The following is a 22,713-nucleotide window of genomic DNA, read 5'->3' as shown; positions in this document are numbered from 1 at the left end:
TTCCTCGCGGCAGCTACTCGTCGTACTCCTGCGTCCGTCACCACCAGGAGCACCTCAAGCCTCCTCCCACCCGAGGTAGGGCCCGGGGGACCGCACCTCGACCCCAGCGGCGCGCAACCCCGTCATCCAAAAATTGGGACCGGCCACCGGAGACTAGGCCGGTGGGTACGTCGCGGCGTCTCGATACGCCGTCGCTCGTTCCTCGCGACGGCTACTCGACGAGCGGTGGGGCGGCTACTCGACGGCCGCGCGGGGCGGCTGATCGGCGAGGGTCTCGGTGCCCCTGCGGCCGCGGAAGACCTGGAGGGCGACGAGGAGGCCGACGACGACGACGTCGACGGCGGCGACGGTGACGGCGAGCTGGGTGAGCGAGCCGGCAAGGGAGCCGAGGCCGATGAGGGCCGCGACTCCCAGGAAGACGAGGTACTTCGTGGAGCGGCCGCGCTTCGCGAGACCGGCGTAGACGAGGAGCTGGAGCACGGAGAGCAGACCGCCGAGCACGGCGAACAGCCAGAGCTTCGACTGCACGTCGTCGTACTCGCTGCCGCCGACGAAGACGAGCGCGAGGTCGCTCAGAACGTAGGTCCCGGCGACGCAGGCGGCGCCGAGACCCGTGAGGAAGGCCAGGCCGCGTAGCACGGCGGCGCGGCTCTCGCCGGCGGTCGACATCGACGGGAAGAGGATGACCACGGCGAACTGCGGCAGGAACAGCACTGCCTTGGTCACGATCAGGCCGCCGGCGTAGAGGCCGGCCTGGTGGTCGTCGAGCACGTTGCGTGCGACGACGACGTCGAGGTTGGACAGGGCGAGGAAGGCGAGCAGCGCGATCGAGCTGGCGGCGGCCTCGCGGCGCACGTCGCGGCGCACGTGGCGGTCGTGGGCGGTGACGATGTCGGCGTGCACGCGGTTGCGCAGCACCCAGGTGCCGATGAGCACCGGGATCCACGAGGCGACGAGCACGCCGGCGATCGCGCTCGCCTCGGTCGCCGAGACCAGCAGGGCGCCGCCGCCGATGACGACGCGCGGCACGCCGACGGAGAGGTAGACGAGGCCGAGCGGCAGCCAGCGGCGCTCGCCCTGGAGCACGCCCGCCTGACCGCCCATGACGGTGACGGGCACGACGCACAACGCGAGCAGCACGGCGGACAGGAGGCCGTCGAGGCGCAGCAGCCACCACACGAGCGGCGAGGCGAGCAGCGTGAGAGCGCCGAGCGCGAGCGCCGCGCGCCAGGTCGTGCCGAGGATCGTCTGCTCGATGGCGCCGACGTCCTCGGGCGCGGCGGCGATGCGGCGCGCGGCCGTCGCCTGGAGGCCGAGCTGCACGACGGAGAGCACCATCAGCAGCGCCATCATGCTCGCGACTGCGCCGTAGTCGCTGGGGCCGAGGAGACGGGCGGCGACCATCTGGAACGCGTAGGTGCCGATGCTCATGACGGCGGTCGCGATGGCGATGCCCGCGCTGCTGCGGAGCAGGCGGAGGAGCGCGGAACCGCCGGAGGCGGAGGATCGGGTGTCCTCCGGCCGTGGGCGGTCGACCGTGCTCGTCACCCTCCGAGGGTAGAGGGGGAGACCTCGTCGCGACGAACCCGGCGCCGTCCCGCCGATCCACGGCGGATACCGCGGCGCAGACCCTCGCCGAATACAGTGACCACCGCCCCGGCGTGAGGGGTCAGGAGGGGCGATGCGGGACACGAGGGAGGCTGCGCCGGAGTCCGCGACCGGTGCGGCGATCGCGTCGTGCCTCTATGCCGTCGTCACGGTGCTGATGCTCATCCAGCAGCCGGGCGCGACGACGTACGACACCCGGGCGGAGCTGACCGAGCGCCCGGGCAGCTTCCTGTCCGGCGCGTTCACGCTGTGGCACCCGGAGTCGAACTTCGGGGAGTTCCAGAACCAGGCCTACGGCTACCTCTTCCCGCAGGGCACCTGGTTCGTCCTCACCGATGCGATCGGCATGCCCGGATGGGTGAGCCAGCGGCTGTGGTCGGCGCTGCTGCTGGTCGTGGCGTGCGAGGGAGCGCGCCGGGTCGCGCGCGTCGTCGGGCTGCGCGACGTGCCGGCGCTGCTGGCCGGCGTGGTCTTCGCGCTGTCGCCGCGCCTCCTCGGCACCGTGTCGGTCCAGACGGGCGAGTCGCTGCCCGGTGCCGTGATGCCGTGGCTGGTGCTGGTGGTCCTGCTCCTGCTCCGCGGGCGGCTGTCCCCGGTCCGCGCGGCCGTCCTGAGCGGCGCCGCCGTGGTCTGCATGGGCGGCGTGAACGCCGTGGAGACGGCGGCCTGCCTGCCGCTGGCGATGATCCTGGTGGTCTGGGGCGTACGACGCGGTCTCACCTCGGTGCGCGCGGCCGTCGGGTGGTTCGCGGCGGTCGGCGCGGGATGCGTGTGGTGGGCACTGCCACTGCTGTTGCTCGCCCGCCACGCGCCGCCGTTCTACCAGTACGTCGAGAGCTCGCGTGACACGACAGCGCTGATCGGGTGGTCGGAGGCCGCCCGCGGTGACTCGTCGTGGATCGGCTACCTCGTGTCCGGCGACCGCCCCTGGTGGCCCGCGGCGTTCCACCTCGCCACCGACCCGCTGCTGGTGGCGGTCGCCGCGGTCGTCGCCGGGGTGGGGCTGGTGGGCCTCTGCCTGCTCGACAGCGGGCTCCGCCGACCCCTCATGCTCGCCGCCGTCCTCGGCCTCGGCTGCCTGACGATCGCGCACGGCGGTGGCGCGGGGGCCCCGGCGGCCGACCTGGTGCGCGGCCTGCTCGACGGCGCCCTGCAGATCTTCCGCAACGTCCACAAGATCGATCCGGTCGTGCGGTTGCCCCTCGCGATCGGCTTCGGCGTCGCGGTCGCGCGGGCGACCGAGCTCGCGATCGAGCGGGCGCCACGGCTCCGCACCGCCGAGCAGGCACTCCTGCTCGCGCCCCTCCTGGTGGTGCTCGTGCTCGGCCGGCCCTACCTCCAGGGCGACACGCGCACGCCGGGCTGGGACCGAATCCCGTCCGACTGGCAGCAGGCCGGCGACTACCTCGCCAAGCACGCGCCGGGCGGTGTCGACGGAGGGCGCACGCTGGTCGTGCCGGGGTCGCGGTTCGCGCAGCAGGACTGGGGCTGGACGCTCGACGAGCCGCTGACGATCCTCGGCCGGTCGCCGGTCGTCAGCCGCAGCCAGGTGCCGCTGATCCCCGGCGAGTCGATCCGCTACCTCTCGGCGCTCGACCAGGAGATCGCGACGGGCCAGGCCACCGAAGCCCTCGTCGGCGAGCTCGCCCGGGCCGGGATCACCTACGTGGTCATCCGTCGCGACCTGCTGCGCGACGTCACCGGCTCGCCCCACCCCGGCGCCTCGGCGGTCTCGCTGGCGCGAGCCGGGCTGGAGCGCGTCGCCGGCTTCGGTCGCACCCCCGACGGCGCGGCCGTGGAGGTCTTCGAGGTCCCCGAGACCCTGCCGCTGCTGCGGGCCACGGACGTCGACGACGTCGTGACGGTGCGCGGCGCCTCGGAGAGCGTGCTCGGGCTCGAGGACGGCGGCCTGGTCGCACCGGACACCCCCACGGTGCTCGAGGGGGAGCAGGGCTGGGACGGTGCCGCGGACGTCGTCACCGACGACGACCAGCGGCGTGAGCGGGCCTTCGGCAACAACGACGAGTCGCTCTCGGCGATCATGACCGCCGACGAGCCGTGGCGCGTCGACCGGGCCGTGCACGACTTCCCGGCCGGCCCCGGCGGAGCGGGGGACCAGGTCGTGGCGGAGTACGACGGCCTGAAGTCGGTCACCGCCTCCTCCGCCCAGGGCTACGCCGACAACTACGGGCCGGTGCTGGTGCAGTCGGGACCGGCCGCGGCGATCGACGGGGACATCGACACGCAGTGGGTCAGCTCGGTCGCGGGCGATCCCGACGAGCAGTGGCTGAAGCTGACCTTCGACGCGCCTCGCGCGGTGCACAGCGTGACCGTGACGCCGGTGGCCGACGACCCGGCGGTCGCACCGATCCGGACCCTCGAGGTGGTCGCCGGCGGCCAGCACGAGCGCGTCGAGGTCAACACGACCGGCGCGCCCGCCGTCGTACCCCTCGACGGCAGCGAGGTGGGCTCCGTCGAGGTGCGTGTCGTCGCCGCCGCGACCGCCGCGCGCGGCGCCCGCGTCGGGCTGCGCGAGGTGTCCGTCGACGGCCTGACCCCGGACCGGACCCTGGTGCTGCCCGGCGACGTGCCGGAGCACGCCGCCCTCGACCTCGGCACGACGCCGGGCAGGCGGGCCTGCTCGGTGGTGCTCGGCACGCCCGACTGCGACGTCGTGCGGATCCGAGAGGCGGAGGAGAAGTCCGGCCTCGACCGCACCTTCACGCTCGCCGGCCCGGAGCACCTCGCGATCACGGGCGCGGTCGTGGCGCGGAGCACGCCCGAGGCGGCCCACCTGCTCGACCAGGTCGCGCGCCGGCCACCCGTCACGGGATCCTCGGCCTTCGGTGAGGACCCGCGTGTGGCCGCCCGGTTCGCCTACGACGGCCAGCCGACGACCGCGTGGGTCTCCGACGACGCCGACCTCTACCCGACCCTCACCTTCACCTGGCGCCGCCCGCACACGGTGACGGGCCTCCAGGTCGCCTCGGGCGAGGACGCGCCGATCGGTGCCGTGGTCACCGCCGACGGGCGGCCCCAGGAGGTGGCGCTGGCCGGCGACACCACGGTTGCGATCGACCCGGTGCGGACCCGCCGCCTCACCGTCCGCTTCGAGAAGGCGGTCGGCGCCGGCCACGTCACGGTCCGCGAGCTCCGGCTCAGGGGCGTGAACGTCACCCGACCGCTCGACCCGACGACCACGACCGGCGCGGTCTGCGGGTTCGGCCCGGTGCTCTACGTCGACGGGCGAGCCGTCGCCACCCGGGTGACCGGCACCATGTCCGACGTCGTCAACGGCAGCCCGCTCGCACTCCAGGCGTGCGACAAGCGGACCGGTCGGCCGATCCGGCTCCACCTGGCCGCGGGGGAGCACCGCGTGCACGCCGCGCCCAATGCCGAGTTCGCCGTGACCGAACTGGACCTGAGTCCGGGCCTGCGGCCGTCGTACTCCTCGTCGAGGGGGGTGCACGTCCAACGCTGGGACGACACCACGCGCACCGCGGTGGTCGACGCGGGCGACGAGGCCCTGCTGTCGGTGCCCGAGAACTTCAACGACGGCTGGGTCGCCGAGGCCGACGGCGAGCGGCTCACGCCGATCCGGGTCGACGGTTGGCAGCAGGGCTGGCTGCTGCCGGCCGGCGGGGAGACGACGGTCGAGCTGCGCTACGCACCCCAGCGGACCTACGACGTCGTGCTGCCCGTCGGGCTCGTGGTGAGCGGCTCGCTGCTGGTGGGGGCGTTGGTGATCGCCCTGCTGGCGGGCATCGCCCGACGGCGACGCGGGGCTCCCGCCGTGGTGCCGGCGGCCTGGCCCGACCCACCCGCCCCAGGGCGTACGGCGGCAGCACTCGCCCTCCTCGCCTCGCTGGTGCTCCTCGGCCCGGTGACAGCGGCCGGCGTGGCCGTCGGCGCGTTGTGCTCGCGCCGCGCGGGCCTGGAGGCCGCGGTCGCGGGCGGGGCGCTGGTCGCGCTCTCGGGCCTCCTCGACGCCCTCGACCGGCCCACGGCCTTCGAGACGGCAGCCGACGTCGTCGCCGCACTGGGCGTCGGCCTGGCCGTGGGCATCGTCGCCGGCCTCCCCGAGAGGCGGCCCGAGCGGGCGGTCCCCACGGAGGGAGCGGCATGAGCAAGGCACTCGCGCCCTGGCGGGGCGCCCAGGGCGCCGCTGCGATCGGTGTCGTCGTCGTGATGCTCGTGGTGCGCGGCCGGCTGCTCGCGGGCTCGTTCTTCAACCAGGACGACTTCTACATGACCGGCCGGGCCTATCGCTCGGACCTCACCTGGGACTACCTGTTCTCCGACTTCGCCGGGCACGTGAACCCGTTCCAGCAGCTCGCGCTGTGGCTGGTGGCGCACGACGCGCCCTACGACTGGGCGCTGATCGCCACCGCGATCCTGGCCGTCGACCTCGCGGCGACCGTGATGGTGTGGCTGATCCTGACCCGGCTCCTGGGCGGACGGTGGTCCCGGGTCGTGCTGCTCGCGGTCTTCGCGTGGGCACCGATCACGCTGGTGCCGACGCTGTGGTGGAGCGCCGCGATGTTCCTGTGGCCGCACGTGCTCTGCTCGCTCGTCGCGGTCTGGTTGCTGATCAGGTGGCGGCAGGGCGACGGGCGCGGCCTCGTCAACGCGACCGGCATCGTCCTCGCGACGGCGACCGGCCTGCTTTGGCACGAGCGCGCGGTGCTGATCGTGCCGCTGCTCCTCGGCGTCGCGGTCGCCCTCGCCGACGAGGCGAGCGGTTGGCGGCGGATCACCGCGGCGCTGGTGCGGTTCCGGTGGCTGTGGCTCGCCCTGCTCGCCGCGGCCGTCGGCTTCCTCGCGGTCCACGCGGTGCTGACCGATGTGGAGGGCGGCGGCGGCACGACGTCGCAGAAGCTCGACGTGTCGTGGGCCTACGTCGGGAAGAACGTCGTGCCGGGGCTCGTCGGCGGCCCGTGGGCCGGGCACGTCCAGGGTGGCGCGGTGGTGCCGGCCACGTGGGTGACGGTCGTCAGTGGACTGCTGGTGCTCGCCGTGATCGGGCTCCTGCTGTGGCGGGGCGGACCGGCCCGGAGGTGGGGCGTGGCCGTGTTCGTCGGCTACGTCGTCGCCGACCTGGCCCTGCTCCTGTCGGGCCGTTCGGCCTTCGGCTCGATCATCGGTCTCGACCCGCGCTACTCCTCCGACACGCTCCACGCCGCCGTCCTGTGCGCGGCGCTCTGCCTGCGCGGGTCGACCGCGTGGCCGGCGCCGACCACGCGTCGCGGGAGGGGCCTCGCGGTCGGCGGGTTGCTGACGGCGTACGGCGTCGCAGCCGTCGCCGGCACCGCGCTCCTCGTGCCGCAGTTCCAGAACGTCGCCGACCGCGCGTTCGTCACCAACTTCCGCAACAGCCTGGCCGCCGACCCGACCCAGGTGGTCTTCGACGGTCCGGCGCCGCCCGAGCTGGTGCTGCCGCTGGTGGGTGACGACAACCGCTACTCCGTGATCTTCGGCCCCCTGCCGGAGCTGCCGGCCTTCGACGAGCCCTCGGCCCGGATGCGGGTCGTGGGGGAGGACGGCACCCTCCACCCGGCCGAGCTGGCGGGGTTCGTCTCGAGCCGGAGGGGCCCGTCGCGCGACTGCGGCTACGCGCTGTCCCGCGGGCCGGTCGACGTCCGCCTCCGGGCGCCCGTCGACGGCCGGCTGCTGCTCCGGGTCCGCTACTACACCGGCGCGGAGTCGACGGTCACGGTCGGCGTCGGCGACTGGCAGGAGAAGTTCCTCGCGCGGCGCGGGCCGAACGAGGTCTGGCTGGTGCTGCCCGACCTTCCCGGCGACGTGGATCGGATCGAGCTGGGCGGCGACGGCACCTCGACGGTGTGCGTCACCGAGGTGGCCGCGGGCCTGCCGGAGGCGCCGTGAGGCGCCCGGAGCGCGCCGCGACGGTCGACCTCGTCTGGAGCGCGGCGCTCGCGCTCACCGTGTTCGGGCCGCTGCTGGTCGGTCCGGGCTACTGGCTCTTCGGCGACATGGTCTTCGTGCCTGAGCAGCCCTGGAAGGCCGCGTGGCTCGGTCTCGACGGCTCACTGCCGCGCGCGGTCCCGATGGACGCCCTCGTCTCCCTGGCGACCCACGTCGTGCCGGGCTCCTGGGTGCAGCGCGCCCTGCTCGTCGGCGGCTTCCTGCTCGGTGGCGTCGGCATCGGCCGTGCGGTGCGCGACCACCCGTGGTACTCCCGCGCCGCCGCCATCACGCTGCTGCTCTGGAACCCGTGGGTCTACGAGAGGCTGCTCATCGGGCAGTGGGCGATCCTGCTCGGCTACCTCGTGCTGCCGTGGGTGGTGCTCGCCGCGCGCTCGCTCCGGCGGGACCCGCGCCGGGGCTGGGCACCGGCCGCGATCGCCCTCGTCGCGGCCGCGGTCTGCAGCCCGTCGAGCGGCGTGATGGCAGCGGTGGTGCTCGTCGTGCTCGGGCTCACCCGCGACCGGCGGTCCTGGCTGGTCGCCGGCGCGATCGCGATCCTCGCCAACCTGACCTGGCTCGTGCCGGCGTTCACCGCGGAGTCCGCGACGGTCTCGACCGACGGCGTCTTCGGCGCCTTCGCCGCGCGGGCGGAGTCCGGCGCCGGAGCGCTCGCGAGCCTGGTGTCCCTCGGGGGGATCTGGAAGACGTCGATCCTGCCCGGCGCTCGCACGAGCACGGCGCTGGTGCTGCTGTCGTGCCTGCTGACGGTCGCCGCCGTGGCCGGCCTCCGGCGCGCGACGCGGGAGTGGGAGGGCGAGTGGCGGCGCCTGCTGGGGCTGGGTGTGGGCGCCCTGCTGCTCGCCGCGGCGCCGACCGTGCCCGGCGGAGCGGACGTGCTGGAGACCCTGGCCGCGCACCTCCCCGGGGTGGCGCTCCTCCGCGACTCCCACCGCTTCCTCGCGCCGCTGGCGGTCGTGCTGGCGATCGGGGCGGCCGGAGCCGCCACGGCGGTGCGCGAGCACGTCGACCGTGGCCGGGAGGCCCTGTGGGGCGTCGTCGGGCTCCTCGTCGTCGCACCCGTGCTGCTCCTCCCGGTCCTCGCGTGGGGCGCCGGTGGCGAGCTGGACCGCTCCACCTACCCGGGGGAGTGGACCGACGTCGCCGGGCTGCTCGGCGACGACCCCGGTCGGGTGGTCGTGCTGCCCTGGGACGGCAGCTACCGCGGCTTCGGCTGGAACCACCGGCGCGCCGTGCTCGACCCGGCCCCGCGGTTCTTCCCCGGCGAGGTGCTGGTCGACGACTCCGTGCTGCTCGACGACCGCACCGTGCCGGCCGAGGACCCGCGCACCGACGAGGTCGCCGACGCACTGGCGCTCGAGGACCCCGCGGCAGCCCTCCGCGCCGCCGGCGTCGACTGGGTGCTGGTCGAGAAGGGGACCGGCGAGACCGACGTACCGGCCGGTCGAGTGGTGCACGACGGAGCCGGCCTGACCCTGGTGCGACTGGACGTCGACGGGGTGCCTGAGAACGGCGTTGAGGACAATGAACGGAAAATCGGGTCAATTGTCCTGATCTGCCTCGGACACACCGCTACGTTGGTTTTGCTTTTGGTTGCCCTGACGGTCAGAATCCGTTCAGGGAGAGATCTGCGTCACTCCGGGTGACGCGATCACACGGGCCGGTTCACCGGCCCGGCAAAGGTCTTTGGGAGGGGACCTTCTTATGAACATGCTTATTTCTGCGGCTGTCGGAGCGCTGGCCGCTGGGGCGTTGCTCGTCGGCGGCGTCAACGTCGCGAGCGACGGCCAGAAGCCGGTCGCCGACAAGGATCTCTACACCTACTCCAGCGAGTAGGCGCGACGGCCGACCGCGGCTGGGGAGCATGCGGGCGGCCGGGTAGTTCAAGACCTCGTCCCTCGGGAGCGGGCCGGGGTCGTGATGCAGACGGCTTGGGAGGGTCCGATGCTGCACATCGTCATTCCTGCGTACAACGAGGAGCTCAGGCTGCCTCGCACGTTGCGCACGCTGCGCCGCTTCGTCGCGCAGCGGCACTCGTCGCTCGGCCGCGTCGAGGTGCTCGTCGTCGACAACGGCAGCACCGACGGCACGGCCGCGATCGCCCGTGCCGCGTCGACGGCCGCACTGCCGGTGCGGGTCGTGGCCTGCTCCGTGCGGGGCAAGGGTGCCGCCGTACGCGCGGGCCTGATGGCGAGCGACGCCGACGTCGTCGCCTTCATGGACGCCGACGGTGCCACCGACCTGGAGGCCCTGGACGAGGCGATGCGCCGGATCCGGCTCGGGTCCGACGTCGTGATCGGCTCGCGCGCCCTCGCGGGCTCCGTCGCCGACGTACGCAGCTGCCGCACCCGCGCCGCTGGCGCGGCGCTCTACCGCCGCATCGCCGGCCGCCTCGTCGCCGGCATCGCCGACACGCAGTGCGGCTTCAAGGTGATCCGCGGCGACCTCGCGCGCGCGGTCGCCGAGGGCCTGGAGGCACGTGGCTTCTCCTTCGACGTCGAGCTGCTCGTGCGGCTGCGCGCGCTGGGCGCCCACATCACCGAGATCCCGGTGACCTGGACCGACGTGCCCGGCTCCACCTTCCAGCCGGCGCGGCACGGCGCCGGTGCGTTCACCGAGCTCGCCGCGATCGCCTGGCGCACGCGCCACCTCGGTGCCCCGATCGCCGGCAGGGCGACGGCCGGTGCGGGTCAGCGGTCCCCCATGCCGCTGCCCGCCCCTGTCGCCCTGCCGGTCGCCATCGCCGTACCCGTCGTCGCCTCCCTGCTGGGGGACCGCTGACATGACCCCCGTCGCCCCCGTCCCGACCCCATCGCTCGCCGGCCGGCGGGTCGTGGTGGTCAACTGGCGCGACCTCGACCACTCCCTGGCGGGCGGGTCGGAGATCTACGCCTGGGAGCTGGCCCGCGGCCTCCGCGAGGGCGGCGCCGAGGTCGAGCTCCTGACGGCCCGCGAGCCCGGCCAGGCGGCCGAGGAGGTGCGCGACGGCATCGTCGTACGGCGGCGGGGCGGTGCGCTGTCCTTCTACCCGCACACGGCCCTGCGCCTGCTGGCGCGGCGGCGGCGCGCGGACGCGGTCGTCGACCCGTCGTGCGGCCTGCCCTCGTTCGCGCCGCTCTTCCTGCGCCGGCGCACCCCGGTCGTCCTGGTGATGCACCACGTGCACCAGGAGCAGTTCTCCACGCACTTCCCGGCGCCGGTCGCCGCGTTCGGTCGCTGGATGGAGCGCTCGGTGATGCCGCGGATCTACCGCCGCAGCACCACCGTCGCCGTCTCCACGTCGACGGTCGAGGAGATGCGGGACCAGCTGGGCTGGACCCGCCCGGTCGGCCTGCTCCACAACGGGGCCGAGCTGCCGCCGCTCGGCGCCGGCGACCCTGCCGCGAAGGACCCCGACCGGATCGCGGTGCTCGGGCGCCTGGTCGCCCACAAGCGGGTCGACCTGGTGATCCGCGCGGTCGCGATCCTCGCTCCGACGCGCCCGGGCCTGCACCTGGACGTGATCGGGCAGGGCCCGGAGCGCGACGGCCTCGAGCGCCTCGTCGCCGGGCTCGGCCTCCGCGACCGGGTGACCTTCCACGGCTTCGTCGACGAGGACACCAAGGCCGCGCTGTTGACCCGCTCAGCCCTGCACGTCTGCGCGTCCGACGCCGAGGGCTGGGGCCAGGCGGTCATCGAGGCGGCGGGGCACGGCGTACCGACGCTGGCCCGCGACGTCCCCGGGCTGCGCGACTCCATCCGGGCCGGCGAGACCGGCTGGCTGGTGCCGGACGACGCCGACCTGGTCACGGTCGGCGGCCGGCTGACGGCCGCGCTCACGGCCGCGCTCACCGAGGCCGACGACCCCGCGGTCCGCGCGCGGCACTTCGAGGCCTGCCAGCGGTGGGCCCACCACTTCGACTGGTCAGCGATGCGCCGCGAGGCGCGCGCGCTGGTCGCCGACGAACTCGCGAAGGACGCGCCTGCGCCCGTCGCACAGCTCCACCCGGGCGGCGCCCGGGTGGCCATCATGGGAGGAACGCAATGCGTCGAATGATCGGACCGGTTCTCGTCGGACTGGGGGTGTTCCTCGTCGTGGCGGCCGCGCTCGTGCGGTTCTACGCCTACCCGGCTCTCGCCCGTGTGCCCGCCGGCTACCACAGCACCACGGAGCTGGAGGCCACCGGCGCCCAGATCTTCAACTCCGACCCGGACGTGCTCGCGCCGGAGGTCCACGACCTCGACATCACGTCGAAGACGAGCGAGGTCACCAACGCCGACACGCCCGACGGCGACACGGAGTGGACCAACGTCACCACCGTCGACAAGGCCGACGGCGGCAACTTCCAGCTCTCGACCGAGCAGTTCGCCTTCGACGAGGTCTCCGGTGTCGGCTCGGACTGCTGCGACAGCTGGGTCGAGCAGTCCGACGGCACCAAGATCACCCGCGTGCCGGTGGTCCCCGAGGGCCAGATCTACAAGTTCCCGTTCAACACCGAGAAGAAGACCTACCAGGTGTGGGACGGCGAGCTCGGCAAGGCGACCCCCGCCACCTACGAGGGTGAGGACACCGTCGAGGGCCTGAAGGTCTACAAGTTCGTCCAGGTCATCGACCCCACGGTCGTCGAGACCCGCGAGGTGCCCGGCTCGGTCTTCGGCTCCGACGAGCCCTCCGTCGAGGCGGACATGCTCTACTCGATGACGCGCACCTTCTACGTCGAGCCCATCACGGGTTCGCCGGTGCACCGCGTCGAGGAGCGCGACCAGGAGCTGGTGTACGACGGCCAGCAGGTCCCGGCGTTCGTCGGCAACGTCCACTACACCGACGCCCAGGTCAAGGACCTCGTCGACGAGATCTCGACGAAGGCGATGCTGCTCGGCGGGATGCGCGTCCTCTACCCGCTGATCATGCTCGTCCTCGGCCTGGCGATGCTCGGTCTCGGCCTGGTGATCAACCGCCGTCAGGCCGGCAGCCTGGAGCACGACAACAAGCAGGAGCGACCTCTGGTCACGGCCTGACCCCGAACTCCCAGGAGGGAGCGGGCGGGCTGCTCTAGCGCTCCGACAGCCTGCCCCCGACGGCCTCGAGCACCTGCTCGAGGCCGTCGGCGTCCCACGCCGAGGCCCGGGCGCGGAGGCCGAGGACCGTGCGGCCCGAGTGGCCCACGGCGCCGAGCGCGAGCCCGGTGCCGCCGGCGGTGACCGGGTGGAAGGCGAGCCGCTCCACGGCGGGCGCGCTCACCTCGCCGAGGTGGGACACGAGCAGCGTGGAGCCGAGCCGGCGGGCGAGGGCGCGCATGGCCACGGCGGCGACGCGGTCGACCGCTCCCGCGCGGCTCACCGGGGGGCGCTCGGCCGGAGCCTCCCGCAGCCGGCGCGCGACCGCGGCCCGGTCCATCCGCTCGACGTCGCGCAGCCGCAGCAGCGCGCTGCGGTCCTGGACGCCGGCGCCGGGGTCCCGCGTGACGCCGACCGCCACCGCCACGTGCCGCCTCGCGCCGAGCCGGGCGAGCGCGTGCGCGGACGCGTGCACGAGGTCCGCCGTCCGCACCATCCCGGCCACCTCGAGCTCGACCATCACGTCGCCCTCGCCCGGCGGCCCCTCCCGGCGGGGCCGGACCGCGGCCGGCGGCCGGAAGGCGGCCTCGGCGAGCCGGCGGGTCACCGTGCCGGCGTACCCGTGCGCGGCGGGGCGCTCGCCGATGCCGCGCGCCGACGACGTCGCCGGGCCGAGGTCCAGCTCGTCGAGCACGGAGAGCAGACCGAGGCCGTCGACCGCGCTGTGGTGGGCGGAGACCACCAGGTCGCGGCCCGCGGTGCCGATCACGACCGGGTCGGGAGAGGGCGCCGCCAGCTCGCGGCGCAGGGCGTCGAGCGAGGTCGCGGAGCGCGCGTCGGGGGGCGCGACGAACGGTCCGGCAGGCGTCGCCGTGAGCAGGATCCGCCAGCCGATCGACGGGTCGGCCACCCAGCGGGCCGGCTCGGTCATCGACGGCTCACGGCCGGTGCGCCGCGACCACCAGGCTGACGCCCGGCAACCGGCGCAGCGGCAGCACGCGCTCCAGTGCGACGGCGGTGCGCAGGCCCGCGTTGAGCACGGGGTTGACCTGCTCCATCTCGCTCTCGGACTCGTGCTTCCCCCGCCGTCGTGCCCGCACCACGGGCCGCAGCAGCACGTTCCAGGACCAGAGGTCGTCGATCTCGAGACCGACGCCCGTCACGAGGCGGGCGAGCCCGTCGCGCTCGTAGCGGCGGTAGTGCCCCAGGGCCAGGTCGTGGCCGCTCCAGAGCTTCATCGAGCACGGTACGGCGACCAGCAGCCGCCCCCCGGGCCGCAGCACCCGCGCGGCCTCGCCGGCCACGAGCCGGTCGTCCTCGATGTGCTCCCACACGTCGGTGGACATCACCAGGTCGAGCGAGGCATCGGCGAAGGGGAGCCGGGTCGCGTCGCCGCGGACCACGTCGAGTCCGCGGGAGGCGGCCGCCGCGGCGCCGGCGGGGGAGTGCTCCAGCCCGGTCACCGACCAGCCCAGGTCGCGCAGCACGGCGGTGTTGCCGCCCCCGCCGCAGCCGACGTCGAGGGCCCGCCCGGCCGGCCACGCCGCAGCAGTACGGCGGACCATGGCCCGCCGCTCGGCGTACCACCAGTGCCGCTCCTCGAGCGCGGCGGACTTGGCGATCTCCTCGTCGTCCACAGGCAGGACTCTAGAGCGCCAGGTCCAGGCCGAAGATCGCCGTGCCGGGGGTCAGCCGGCCTCGCACCGCCGACCAGCCGCCCCAGAGCCGCTCGTGGTCCTCGGGCCACTCGGGCTCGAGCAGGGTCGTCAGCCGGAAGCCCGCCCCGGCGAGGATCGCGACCCAGTCGCCGAGCGTGCGGTGGTGCTCGACGTAGGCGACCGCGTCGGTCTCGTCGTCGACCTCCACGTAGGGGGTGCGGTCCCAGTAGGACTGCGTGGCCGTCAGACCCTCCTCGGTCGGGTCGTCGGGGAACATCCACCGGGTCGGGTGGGTGATCGAGAAGGCGAACCGCCCGCCCGGGCGCAGGACGCGGGCCGTCTCCGCGACCGCCTGCTCGATGTCGGCGACGAACTGCAGCGCCCCGAAGGCGCAGAAGACCACGTCGAAGGAGCGGTCGGCGAAGGGCAGCTCGGTCGCCGTGCCCCGGACGCTGGGCACCGCGATGCCGGTGAGGTCGTCGATGCGCAGCGAGTGCTGGAGCTGGCGGTGGGAGAGGTCGAGGCCGTAGGCGCGGCCGCCCTGGCTGCGGATCCACCGCGAGCACTGGCCGGCGCCGGAGCCGAGCTCGAGCACGTCCCGGTCCGCGAGCGGCCCCAGCACGCCCGCCTCGGCCTCGGTGAGGCCCTCGGGCCCCCACACGAAGCCCACGTCGCCGAGGAAGTCGCCGTGGGTCGCCTGGTACTCGTCGGCGTAGCGGTCCCAGTCGGGTCCGTTCGCCCGCCGCGACTCCTCCTCGGTGGCATCGCGCCGGTGGGCGGTCACGGGAGGATGGGGCCAGTGCTCCTGGCGGGGGGTGCCGACCTGCTCCACGCCCCCGAGGTTACCGAGGCGCCGCGAGTTGGACTCCGCGCTCCGCTCCCGCGTACCCTGGAATGTCGCGGTCCCTCGACCGTGAGCACGACCTTCCTACTACTTCTGCCCACCCAAGGACTGACCCTCTACATGACGAGCACCCTCTCGACCCCCCTCTACAGCCAGTACGACGACAACGCGCCCCAGGTCGCGGTCAACGACATCGGCTCCGAGGCGGACTTCCTGGCCGCTATCGACCAGACCATCAAGTACTTCAACGACGGCGACATCGTCGACGGCACCATCGTCAAGGTCGACCGCGACGAGGTCCTCCTCGACATCGGCTACAAGACCGAGGGCGTCATCCCCTCGCGCGAGCTGTCGATCAAGCACGACGTCGACCCGTCCGAGGTCGTCGAGGTCGGCGACAAGGTCGAGGCCCTGGTCCTCCAGAAGGAGGACAAGGAGGGTCGCCTGATCCTGTCCAAGAAGCGCGCCCAGTACGAGCGCGCCTGGGGCACGATCGAGGAGATCAAGGAGGCCGACGGCGTCGTCGAGGGCACCGTGATCGAGGTCGTCAAGGGCGGTCTGATCATCGACATCGGCCTGCGCGGCTTCCTTCCCGCCTCGCTGGTGGAGATGCGCCGGGTGCGCGACCTGCAGCCCTACGTGGGCCAGACGCTCGAGGCCAAGATCATCGAGCTCGACAAGAACCGCAACAACGTGGTCCTGTCGCGCCGTGCCTGGCTCGAGCAGACCCAGTCCGAGGTGCGCCACGGCTTCCTCACCCAGCTCCAGAAGGGCCAGATCCGCAAGGGTGTCGTGTCCTCGATCGTCAACTTCGGTGCGTTCGTGGACCTCGGCGGCGTCGACGGTCTCGTCCACGTCTCGGAGCTGTCCTGGAAGCACATCGACCACCCGTCCGAGGTCGTCACCGTCGGTGACGAGGTCACCGTCGAGGTGCTCGACGTCGACATGGACCGCGAGCGTGTCTCCCTGTCGCTGAAGGCGACGCAGGAGGACCCGTGGCAGCACTTCGCGCGGACCCACCAGATCGGCCAGATCGTCCCCGGCAAGGTCACCAAGCTCGTCCCGTTCGGCTCGTTCGTGCGGGTCGAGGAGGGCATCGAGGGCCTGGTCCACATCTCCGAGCTGGCCGAGCGCCACGTGGAGATCCCGGAGCAGGTCGTCCAGGTCAACGACGACGTCATGGTCAAGATCATCGACATCGACCTCGAGCGTCGCCGGATCTCGCTGTCGCTGAAGCAGGCCAACGAGAACCCGGCCGCCTCGGACGTCGAGGAGTTCGACCCGACGCTCTACGGCATGCCGGCCAGCTACGACGAGCAGGGCAACTACCTCTACCCCGAGGGCTTCGACGCCGAGACCGGCGAGTGGCTCGAGGGCTTCGACGAGCAGCGGGCGATCTGGGAGGACCAGTACGCCAAGGCGCACGCTCGCTGGGAGGCCCACGTCAAGCAGCAGGCCGAGGCCAAGCAGGCCGAGATCGAGGCCGGCGAGGCGACGTCGTACTCCACCGGTGACACCGCCACCGACGAGGACACCGGCGGCTCGCTCGCTTCCGACGAGGCGCTCCAGGCGCTCCGCGAGAAGCTCACGGGCGGCAACTGATCCACGCACGAAGGCCCCGGCACCCGCGAGGGTGGCCGGGGCCTTCGGCGTTCTGCAGGGGTCCGCCGGACCGGGGTCAGTCGAACCAGGCGACCCGGCCATGGGTGGACAGGTCGTCGTGGCGCGCCCACTGCACGAGGAGTGAGAGGGCGCCGATCAGGAGCGTCAGGATCAGTGCGATGGCCATGGCAGAAAGTCTCCTCTTTGCGAGATCCTGCCACCAGTGGCAGAGATGCCGTTGGACGTTGATTTTCTGCCAAGCGGATGCGATCGTGGGCGGATGCTGACCAACGTGGCCGTGCTGGCCTACGAAGGGGTCGCGCCGTTCGAGCTCGGCGTGCTCTGCGAGGCCTTCGGGCTCGACCGCACCGCGCACGGCGTGCCCCTGCTCGACTTCGCGGTGTGCGCCGAGACCACCGAGCCCATCCCCACCTCGATGGGCTTCTCGATCGCCGTCAACGAGGGTCTCGACCGGGTGCGCGAGGCCGACCTGGTCGCCGTGCCGGCCCTGCCGCGCGGGCGGCAGACGCCCGACGCGGTGATCGAGGCCCTCCGGGCGGCCCACGACCGCGGCGCGCGAATCCTCTCGGTCTGCAGCGGTGCCTTCACGCTCGGGATGGCGGGCCTGCTCGACGGCCGCGAGTGCACCACCCACTGGATGTACACCGAGGAGCTCCAGCGCCGGTTCCCGGCGGCGAAGGTGGTGCCCGAGGTGCTGTACGTCGACGCGGGACAGATCGTCACCGGTGCGGGCAGCGCGGCCGGCCTCGACGCCGCGCTCCACATCTGGCGGCAGGAGTACGGCGCCGCCGTCGCCAACAGCGTGGCGCGCCGGGCCGTCGTACCTCCCTATCGCGACGGCGGGCAGGCGCAGTACATCGCGCGGGCCGTGCCCGACTGCCAGGCCGACACGCTGGGTCCGCTGCTCACCTGGATCCTGGAGAACCTCGCGGAGGAGCACAGCGTCGACACCCTCGCCCGGCGGGCACTGATGTCGCCGCGCACCTTCGCTCGGCGCTTCCGCGACGAGACCGGGACCACCCCGCACAGCTGGGTGACCCGTCAGCGCGTCGCGGCGGCCGAGGAGCTGCTCGAGACCACCGACCACCCGGTCGAGTGGATCGCCGCCGAGGTCGGCTTCGGCAACGCCGCCGCCCTGCGCCACCACTTCCAGCGGGTCCGCGGGGTCAGCCCGCAGCAGTACCGGCGGACGTTCTGCCCCGCGCCGGTGGAGGCCTCCGCCTGACGTGACGATCGCCGCCCTGCCGCGTTGAGGAGGCGTGGGTCTCCAGCGCCTCGCCCGGGTCGGGCTCGTCGTCGCCCTGACGCTGGCTGTGCCGCTGTCGGCGCAGGTCGCCGCGCGGGTGGCGACGGAGGGCGGGTCTTCGGCTCCCGCGAGGTCCTCGGTGGCGCCGAAGGGCGTCCACGTCACCTGGGCGACCACCCGGCGGGTCCTCGACGACGGGCGCGCGTACTTCCTCCGCGCGCCGCACTGCAACAAGGACAACCCGGCGTGCACCGACCTGCTCGCCCGCCCGCGCGAGGTGGTGTTCTTCCTGCACGGCGCCGGCGGCCCCGAGGACCGCGACACCGCGGCGAGCTGGCTCCAGGGGCTGAACGGGTTCGGGCCCGACACGATCTTCGTCTACGGCGTGAGCCAGGGCGGCACCAAGCGCTTCGACGCCGGCTTCTGCTGCACCGAGGAGCCCGTCGACGACGTCGGCTACCTGATGGACGTCGTCGACGACATCGCGAGCGACTGGGGGGTCGACCGGGACCGGGTCGGCGCGACCGGCCTCTCCAACGGCGGCATGCTGGCGCTGCGCGCCGGCTGCGAGCGGCCCGACGTCTTCTCGGTGGTCGTCGGCCTGGCGGCCACCTATCCCGGCAGCTGCGACGCCGGCAGGCTCCGGGTCGGGCAGTGGCACGGGGGCGAGGACACGACCGTGCCGCTCGAGGGCGGCACCGTGACGATCCTCGGCCACGCCCGCGACATCCCGCCCGTCGCCTCGCTCGCGCAGCGCATGGCGCGCGGTTCGGTCTACATGCTCCGCGTGATCCCGGGCCGGGGGCACTCGATGACGTGGAAGGACTTCGGGCGCTCCACGACCTGGTTGCTCGAGAACTTCCGCTAGCCCAGCTCGCTGCGGCGGACCTTGCCCGTGAGGGTGCGCGGGAGGTCGTCGCGGAAGCCGTAGGTCTTCGGGCGTTTGGGCGGCGCCAGGTGCTCCCGGGCGTACGACGCCAGTGCGTCCTCGGTGACGTCGCCGACCACCGCGGCGCAGACCCGCTGTCCCCAGGCGGGGTCGGGGACGCCGTACACGGCGATGTCGCGGACGCCGGGGCACGCGCCGAGCACCTGCTCGACCTCGGCGGGGTAGACGTTGACGCCGCCGCTGATGATGAGGTCCTCGCGCCGGCCGTCGAGGTGCACGTAGCCGTCGTCGTCGATGCGGCCGTGGTCGCCGACGGTGAACGCGGGGCCGTCGGCCGTCTCCCGCCACGCGGCGGCGGTCTTGTCGGGGTCGCCGTAGTAGGTGAAGCGCGCGTGGTCCGGCACGACGCACCACAGCGTGGCGTCGTCGTCGACGGTGAGCAGGCGACCGGGGCGGGCGCGACCGACTGTGCCGGGGTGCTCGAGCCACTCCTCGCTGCGGCACGCGGTGAACTGGCCCTCGGTCGATCCGTAGAACTCCCACGTCGAGCCCGACGGGAAGAGGTCGATCAGGCGGTGCTTGACCTCCGCGGGGCACGGGGCGCCGGCGTGCGCCACGAGTCGGAAGGAGGACAGGTCCGGCGTGCCGTGCTCGTCCCAGTGCGCGAAGAGGCGCTGGAGGTGCGTCGGCACGCAGAACATCGTGGTGGGACGCTCCCGCTCGATCGCCTCGGTGACGACGGCCGGGTCGAACGGGCCCGGCACCACGATCCGCCCGCCCGCGAGGATCGTCCCGGTGGCGAAGCGCAGCGGCGCCGAGTGGTAGAGCGGGCTGAGGACCAGGTTGACGTCGTCGGCGCGGAAGCCCCACAGGTCGCGCTCCTCGGCCAGCAGCGCCCTCGCCGCGTCGTCGTCGAGGAGGCCCGACCAGACGCCCTTGGGCGTCCCGGTCGTGCCGCTCGTGCAGTGCATCGGCCGGCCGCGCGGGAGGCCCGGACGTGGCAGCGAGGCAGCCAGCTCCGTCAAGGTGATCCCGTCCTCCACCAGCAGCGTCGGGTCGAGGCCGGCCAGGATCCGGTCGCGCTCGACCGGCGTGAGCCGCGGGTCGAGGGGGATCGGGAAGACGCCGGCGGTCAGCAGCCGCAGCACCACGTCGACGTACTCCAGGGAGCCGGGGACGAGGAGCGCGACCCGGTCCCCGGGGCGGAGGGCAGGGGGCACCGCGCCGCTCACCAGGGGTAGCGGACCCCGGTGAGGTCCTCGCTCATCCGCCACAGCCGCCGTCCCAGCTCGTCGTCGCGAGCCGCCGTGCTCAGCCGCGCCGGCCCGATCGCTCCGCGCTGCTCGCGGAACCGGGTCGGGCCCGTGTAGGACCCGGGCTCGGCAGCCGTCGCGGCGAAGAGGGTCGGGTTCGCACCCTTCGCCGCCGACTGGAACAGCACCGGCATGAAGTACGGCGCCGTCAGCCGCACCAGCCGGTTGGCGCCCATCCCGTTGGGGTCGGCCACCAGCCCGGTCGCGGAGATTCCCGGATGGGCCGCGGAGGAGGTCAGGGCGACGCCGGCGTTGCTCGCGCGACGGTGCAGCTCGCGGGCGAAGAGCAGGTTGGCCAGCTTGGTGTTGCCGTAGTAGGGCTCGGGCGTGTAGCCGCGCTCGGGGTTGGCGTCCAGGACCGCGGCGCTGCCGCCGTGGTGGGCGATCGAGGAGACGGTCACCACCCGTGCGGCCGGTGCCTCCAGGAGCGCGGGCAGCAACCGCCCGGTGAGCGCGAAGTGGCCGAGGTGGTTGGTGCCGAACATCAGCTCGTGCCCGTCGGCCGTGGTGCGGTAGGCGGGCGGGTTCATCACTCCCGCGTTGTTGACCAGGAGGTCGAGCGGTCCGGTCCACCGCCCCGCGAAGGCCGCGACGGATGCCTGCGAGGCGAGGTCGAGCTGCTCCACCCGCACCGTGCCGCCCATCCGTGCGGCCGCCCGGGTCCCGGCTGCGGCGTCGCGGCAGGCGAGCACCACGCTCGCGCCGTGGGCGGCCAGCTCGCGGCAGGTGTGGAAACCGATCCCGGAGTTGCCGCCGGTGACGACGGCGACCTTGCCGGTGAGGTCGGGCAGGTCGGTCGCGGTCCAGCTCATGGGAGCAGCCTAGGGAGGATCCGGTCGGGCGGAGGGTAGGTTCTCGGCGTGCGGATCGGACTGACCGGCGGGATCGCCTCGGGGAAGAGCACGGTGTCGGCGCTCCTGCGGGAGCACGGGGCCGTCGTCATCGACGCCGACCAGCTGGCGCGGGAGGTCGTCGCGAAGGGGACGCCCGGGCTGGAGCAGGTGGTCGAGGCGTTCGGCCCCGAGATCCTCACGCCCGAGGGGGAGATGGACCGGGCGGCCGTCGGCGCGATCGTGTTCGCCGACGAGGGCAGGCGCCGGGTGCTCGAGTCGATCGTCCACCCGCTCGTCTTCGAGCGGGTCGTCGAGCTGGAGGCGGCGGCCGGAGCCGACGACCTGGTCGTCCACGACATCCCGCTGCTGGCCGAGTCCGGCCGGGCCGACACGTTCGACGCGGTGCTCGTCGTGGACGCTCCCGCCGAGGTCCAGGTGGAGCGGATGTTGCGCGACCGCGGCTGGACCCAGGAGGACGCGGAGTCGCGGATCGCGGCCCAGGCCACCCGCGCGGACCGGCTCGCCGTCGCCACGCACGTCATCGACAACACCGGGACGCTCGACGACCTCCGTCGCCGGGTGACGGAGGTCGTCGAGGAGCTGCTGGGACCGGAGCGCTAGGCGGCCAGGTCCGGGTCGCCGAGCCGGCGCAGCTTCTGCAGCGCCTCCCGCTCGAGCTGGCGCACCCGCTCGGCGGAGATGCCGTGCTTGGCGCCGATGTCGGCCAGCTTGTGCTGGCGACCGTCGACCAGGCCGTAGCGCGACCGGATGATGTCGGCCGCCCGGTCGTCGAGCTGCTCGACCAGGGTGTTGAGCCGGTCGCGCGCCTCGGTGTCGAGGACGGTCAGGTCGGGGCCCGGCGCGGTCTCCTGCGCCATCAGGTCGCCGAGCGAGGTGTCACCGTCCTCGTCGACCGGGGTGTCGAGGCTGACGTGCTCACGGCCCCAGGACATCAGGTCGAGGACCCGCTCGAGCTCCATGCCGAGCTCGGCGGCGATCTCCTCGGGGAGCGGGTCGCGGCCCAGCTGGCGCTCCAGCGTGCGGCGCGCACCGCCGACCTGGTTGAGCTCCTCGACGACGTGGACGGGGAGCCGTACGACGCGGGCCTGCTGCGCGATGCCGCGGGTGATCGCCTGGCGCACCCACCACGTCGCGTAGGTGGAGAACTTGTAGCCCTTGGCGTAGTCGAACTTCTCGACCGCGCGGATCAGGCCGGTGTTGCCCTCCTGGATCAGGTCGAGCATCGGCATCTGCGCGCGGCCGTACTTGCGGGCGATGGAGACGACGAGGCGCAGGTTGGCGTTGATGAACTCGGTGGTGGCCTTGCGGCCCTCCTCCGCGATCCACTCCAGCTCCTCCCGGGTGGCGCGCTTGGGCGCTCCGCCCTTCGCGCGGCCGATCCGGCCCTGGTCGAGCAGGCTCTGGGCGTAGAGCCCGGCCTCGATGGTCTTCGCCAGCTCCACCTCGCGGGCGGCGTCGAGCAGGGGGGTGCGGGCGATCTCGTCGAGGTAGAGCCCGACGCTGTCGCGTCCCTCGATCTCGCGGCCCGTCGACGGACGACGGCGCGCGCTCCCCGTCCCCGTCCCTCCGGTCACCACTGCTGCAGTCATCGCGACCCTCCTTCGCATACCGGCCCGGAGCCGGTACTCGTCTTCAACGCACTGCCGTGGCGCCGTGTTCCCAAGGTCTCGGGGATGCGCTCCGGAGAAGTGCTCT

18 protein-coding genes are annotated in these 22,713 nt (G+C 73.5%); 11 read left to right on the top strand and 7 right to left on the bottom strand.

What is annotated here, in order from left to right:
- Positions 1–234: 234 nt before the first annotated feature.
- On the bottom strand, positions 235–1,548 hold the full coding sequence (locus ACAX67_RS19380; protein ID WP_370705526.1) for a lipopolysaccharide biosynthesis protein: 1,314 nt from the start codon (positions 1,546–1,548) through the stop codon (positions 235–237).
- Between the two features lie 133 nt (positions 1,549–1,681).
- Here ACAX67_RS19380 and ACAX67_RS19375 point away from each other — a divergent pair, with 133 nt between their 5' ends.
- The 7 genes from ACAX67_RS19375 to pgfA all read left to right on the top strand — a co-directional run bounded on the left by ACAX67_RS19375 (position 1,682) and on the right by pgfA (position 12,552).
- Positions 1,682–5,734: an alpha-(1->3)-arabinofuranosyltransferase domain-containing protein gene (locus tag ACAX67_RS19375; protein ID WP_370705525.1), complete on the top strand. Its 4,053-nt coding sequence runs from the start codon at positions 1,682–1,684 to the stop codon at positions 5,732–5,734.
- On the top strand, positions 5,731–7,494 hold the full coding sequence (locus ACAX67_RS19370) for a hypothetical protein (RefSeq protein ID WP_370705524.1): 1,764 nt from the start codon (positions 5,731–5,733) through the stop codon (positions 7,492–7,494). Before ACAX67_RS19375 ends, ACAX67_RS19370 begins: the two co-directional genes overlap by 4 nt.
- Positions 7,491–9,200 carry an MmpA family trehalose lipid delivery protein gene (locus ACAX67_RS19365; protein WP_370705523.1) on the top strand — a complete coding sequence of 570 codons (1,710 nt, stop codon included), beginning with the start codon at positions 7,491–7,493 and terminating at the stop codon, positions 9,198–9,200. Before ACAX67_RS19370 ends, ACAX67_RS19365 begins: the two co-directional genes overlap by 4 nt.
- Positions 9,201–9,264: 64 nt before the next feature.
- Positions 9,265–9,390 carry a hypothetical protein gene (locus tag ACAX67_RS19360; RefSeq protein ID WP_370705522.1) on the top strand — a complete coding sequence of 42 codons (126 nt, stop codon included), beginning with the start codon at positions 9,265–9,267 and terminating at the stop codon, positions 9,388–9,390.
- 108 nt (positions 9,391–9,498) lie between these two features.
- Entirely contained in the window at positions 9,499–10,335 is an 837-nt protein-coding gene (locus tag ACAX67_RS19355) for a glycosyltransferase (protein ID WP_370705521.1), read from the top strand.
- A 1-nt stretch (position 10,336) separates the two neighbouring features.
- Complete coding sequence (locus ACAX67_RS19350; protein ID WP_370705520.1) at positions 10,337–11,590, top strand: glycosyltransferase family 4 protein; 1,254 nt, start codon at positions 10,337–10,339, stop codon at positions 11,588–11,590.
- Positions 11,587–12,552, top strand: coding sequence for a cell envelope lipid trafficking protein PgfA (gene pgfA / locus ACAX67_RS19345; RefSeq protein ID WP_370705519.1), 966 nt, complete (start codon positions 11,587–11,589; stop codon positions 12,550–12,552). Before ACAX67_RS19350 ends, pgfA begins: the two co-directional genes overlap by 4 nt.
- Positions 12,553–12,586: 34 nt before the next feature.
- Here pgfA and ACAX67_RS19340 read toward each other — a convergent pair whose 3' ends face one another.
- The 3 genes from ACAX67_RS19340 to ACAX67_RS19330 are packed head-to-tail and all read right to left on the bottom strand — an operon-like array spanning position 12,587 to position 15,081.
- The gene (locus ACAX67_RS19340) at positions 12,587–13,522 is read right to left on the bottom strand and encodes a hypothetical protein (protein WP_370705518.1); all 936 of its coding nucleotides are present in this window, start codon (positions 13,520–13,522) and stop codon (positions 12,587–12,589) included.
- Between the two features lie 7 nt (positions 13,523–13,529).
- Positions 13,530–14,228 carry a class I SAM-dependent methyltransferase gene (locus ACAX67_RS19335; protein WP_370705517.1) on the bottom strand — a complete coding sequence of 233 codons (699 nt, stop codon included), beginning with the start codon at positions 14,226–14,228 and terminating at the stop codon, positions 13,530–13,532.
- Between the two features lie 10 nt (positions 14,229–14,238).
- Positions 14,239–15,081, bottom strand: a complete 843-nt coding sequence (locus ACAX67_RS19330) for a class I SAM-dependent methyltransferase (RefSeq protein ID WP_370705516.1) — start codon at positions 15,079–15,081, stop codon at positions 14,239–14,241.
- Positions 15,082–15,213: 132 nt separating this feature from the next.
- Here ACAX67_RS19330 and rpsA point away from each other — a divergent pair, with 132 nt between their 5' ends.
- The 3 genes from rpsA (at position 15,214) to ACAX67_RS19315 (ending at position 18,830) form a co-directional block, all read left to right on the top strand.
- Positions 15,214–16,695: a 30S ribosomal protein S1 gene (gene rpsA / locus ACAX67_RS19325; protein ID WP_370705515.1), complete on the top strand. Its 1,482-nt coding sequence runs from the start codon at positions 15,214–15,216 to the stop codon at positions 16,693–16,695.
- Positions 16,696–16,975: 280 nt separating this feature from the next.
- The gene (locus ACAX67_RS19320) at positions 16,976–17,941 is read left to right on the top strand and encodes a GlxA family transcriptional regulator (protein ID WP_370705514.1); all 966 of its coding nucleotides are present in this window, start codon (positions 16,976–16,978) and stop codon (positions 17,939–17,941) included.
- Between the two features lie 34 nt (positions 17,942–17,975).
- Entirely contained in the window at positions 17,976–18,830 is an 855-nt protein-coding gene (locus ACAX67_RS19315; RefSeq protein ID WP_370705513.1) for a CE1 family esterase, read from the top strand.
- Here the strand turns inward: ACAX67_RS19315 and ACAX67_RS19310 are convergent.
- On the bottom strand, positions 18,827–20,083 hold the full coding sequence (locus tag ACAX67_RS19310) for a class I adenylate-forming enzyme family protein (RefSeq protein WP_370705512.1): 1,257 nt from the start codon (positions 20,081–20,083) through the stop codon (positions 18,827–18,829). The genes ACAX67_RS19315 and ACAX67_RS19310 overlap by 4 nt on opposite strands.
- Positions 20,080–20,976: an oxidoreductase gene (locus ACAX67_RS19305; RefSeq protein WP_370705511.1), complete on the bottom strand. Its 897-nt coding sequence runs from the start codon at positions 20,974–20,976 to the stop codon at positions 20,080–20,082. The genes ACAX67_RS19310 and ACAX67_RS19305 overlap by 4 nt, the downstream gene beginning before the upstream one ends.
- Before the next feature lie 48 nt (positions 20,977–21,024).
- Between ACAX67_RS19305 and coaE the strand changes: the two genes are divergently transcribed.
- Positions 21,025–21,618 carry a dephospho-CoA kinase gene (coaE, locus tag ACAX67_RS19300; protein ID WP_370705510.1) on the top strand — a complete coding sequence of 198 codons (594 nt, stop codon included), beginning with the start codon at positions 21,025–21,027 and terminating at the stop codon, positions 21,616–21,618.
- Here the strand turns inward: coaE and ACAX67_RS19295 are convergent.
- Entirely contained in the window at positions 21,615–22,607 is a 993-nt protein-coding gene (locus ACAX67_RS19295) for a sigma-70 family RNA polymerase sigma factor (protein WP_370705509.1), read from the bottom strand. The genes coaE and ACAX67_RS19295 overlap by 4 nt on opposite strands.
- Between the last annotated feature and the right edge of the window lie 106 nt (positions 22,608–22,713).

The sequence above is a fragment of the Nocardioides candidus genome (assembly GCF_041321175.1).
Classification (GTDB): domain Bacteria; phylum Actinomycetota; class Actinomycetes; order Propionibacteriales; family Nocardioidaceae; genus Nocardioides.
Note: the sequence above shows the minus strand (reverse complement) of the source record. Positions and strands in the feature narration are given on the sequence as shown.